Source organism: Gordonia sp. UBA7599, assembly GCA_002477755.1.
Taxonomy (GTDB): domain Bacteria; phylum Actinomycetota; class Actinomycetes; order Mycobacteriales; family Mycobacteriaceae; genus Gordonia.
Window position 1 is genome coordinate 347 of record DLKD01000039.1, and the last position, 248, is coordinate 594.

1 pseudogene is annotated in these 248 nt (G+C 70.2%); it reads left to right on the plus strand.

Going from position 1 to position 248, the window contains the following annotated elements:
• Positions 1-198, plus strand: a pseudogene (locus B4L26_RS05310) (hypothetical protein); the annotation flags it as partial.
• Between the last annotated feature and the right edge of the window lie 50 nt (positions 199-248).

The following is a 248-nucleotide window of genomic DNA, read 5'->3' on the forward strand; positions in this document are numbered from 1 at the left end:
GCGCCACCGGCCCGGATCGCCGCAGCGATCGGCGATCCCGACAAGCGGCAGCTGAAGTACTTCGGCGTCGACCTGACGGGGGTCTCGCTACGCGGCACCGACGCGAACATCACCATCGGCGACGGGGAGCCCGTGGATCTGCCGGCGAAGGACATCGCCCTTATCGTCGGCGGTCGGCGGCCCGTCCCCGGCCAGTAGTCGGGCTTCAATCACGCACAATCGACCATCCGTCGCCGACGGCGGCGACG